1 protein-coding gene is annotated in these 1,825 nt (G+C 76.2%); it reads right to left on the bottom strand.

The window, feature by feature from the left end; translation table 11 throughout:
• Positions 1–18: 18 nt before the first annotated feature.
• On the bottom strand, positions 19–1,815 hold the full coding sequence (locus SSBG_RS03600; RefSeq protein WP_008744864.1) for a heparinase II/III domain-containing protein: 1,797 nt from the start codon (positions 1,813–1,815) through the stop codon (positions 19–21).
• Positions 1,816–1,825: the final 10 nt, after the last annotated feature.

The following is a 1,825-nucleotide window of genomic DNA, read 5'->3' as shown; positions in this document are numbered from 1 at the left end:
AAAAAAAAAAAAAAAAGCTCACCCCAGGGGCGTGAGCGTCACCTCGCACGACCCCCGCGTCAGCGTCCCCCGCAGGTCGAGCACGCGCACCGCGGCCGTCGAGCCGTCGCGCAGACCGTGCCGCAGCTCGCCTGGCTCCGCCCGCCAGCGCGTCGGGTCGTACGCGAGCGCCACGGCACCGCGCGCGCCGCGCACCACGGCCCGTCCCGGGGCGGGCAGTTCGAGGGCCGCGTACGACACGAAGCGCTCGGTCACCTCCAGCGGCGCCGTGCCCGCGTACGTGTCCCGCAGGGTCAGGCCGCCCGGGGTGAGGGTGAACTCGCGTACGAGGCTGGTCAGTTCGTCCACGTCGTAGGCGGCGGTGAGATCGAGCGCGAAACGGCAGCCGGTGTCGCCGTGCTCCGCCACCAGGACCCGCGCCGCCGCCCCGGCCCCCGCGTGCTGCCGCTTCCCGGCCACGAGCGGGACGCTGTGCCCCTGCGAGCCGTTGCACAGGATCTCGTAGCGCCCCGCGCCAAAGTACTCGCGCGTGTAGGTGCCCACGCCGAGGTCCGCGAGCAGCGGCTCGCCGTGCGCGGCGAGGACGAAGGAGCCCAGGTCGTTGTGGTTGTGCGGCTCGGCGTTGTGCCCGCCCTTCGCGGCGAAACCCCACGCCCCGGCCCCGGCCGCGCGGTGGACCATCCACCCCGCGTCCGGCAGGTAGCCGCCGGGCCCCGGCGTCCCGCCGCCGCTCGGGGGCGGCTCCCAGCCCAGGGAGCGGACCGCCGCGCCCCAGCGCCCGGGCCCGTCGAGCACGTCCTCGACCAGCCACGCCTCCGGCACGGCGGGCAGCCCGGGGAAGCGGCGGCCGAGCAGCCCGAGCAGCCCGGGCTGGAGCGCGCCGTGCGGACGCGTGTCGGCGAAGGCGGCGACCGCGTTCCCGGACAGGAAGGCGTACCAGGGGAAGCGGGCGATACGGGCCACCTTCCCCGCCCCGTCCGCGAAGAGGTCGACGCGTCCGGCGGTGCGCTCCCGCAGGGCCTCCGCGTACAGGGCGTGGTGCCCGAAGCCGTAGCTCCAGTAGTCCAGGCCCTCGCGGCAGGCGCCGTCCGCGCCGAAGCCGGCGAGGTAGTGGTCCATCGCGGCGAGTACGCGGGCGGTGATCTCCGCGAGCCGGGACTCCTCGGCGTCCCCGAGGAGGTGCAGGGCCGCCATGCCGACCCCGGCGCCGCACACCGCGCTCCAGTTCGTCTCGGCCTTCTCCCACCAGTGCGTCCGGGCCAGGAAGGGACCGAGGACGCGGCGCTCCACCTCCTGGTGCACGCGCTCGGCGACCAGCGGGGTCAGGCGCGCGCCGAGCAGGCGGCGGATCTCGGCGAGCGTGAACGCCGTCTCGGCGGCCACGAGGTCGATCTGCTCCGCGTGCGGCACGGACGGCGCGGGGGAGAGGAGCTGGTCGAGGTGGGCGGGCAGCGCCCACACGTACTCGTCGCACACCGCCCAGATCGTGTCCTCCAGGGCGGTGAGATCCGCGCCGGGGTCGAGGAGCGCGGCGAGCGCGAGATCGGTGAGCCGCCTGCGGCGGGCGGCGAACACCTCGTCGTACGCGGTCCGCGCGCCGTCCTCGGCGAAGCGGCGGTGGAGCGAGAAGGGCACCGGGCCGAGCGGCGTCCGCGCGTGCCCGGCGGCGCGGGCCAGAATCCGCTCCCGGTACGCGGCCGTGGCGGGCCGCTCGCGTGCCCGCCGCCACACCTCCTCCCCGGCGAGCCCGCGCACCGGATCGGCACCGCGCCCGGCGGCGAGCGCCGCGCGTATCTCCTGTACTCCGGCGGACATGCGACTCCCG

Origin of the sequence: Streptomyces sp. SPB074 (genome assembly GCF_000154905.1) — a bacterium.
GTDB lineage: Bacteria > Actinomycetota > Actinomycetes > Streptomycetales > Streptomycetaceae > Streptomyces.
This window is presented reverse-complemented; position numbering and strand designations above follow the sequence as displayed.

Excerpts from the sequence above, each read along its gene's own strand:
- SSBG_RS03600 (WP_008744864.1), bottom strand. The coding sequence starts at position 1,815 with ATGTCCGCCGGAGTACAGGAGATACGCGCGGCGCTCGCCGCCGGGCGC.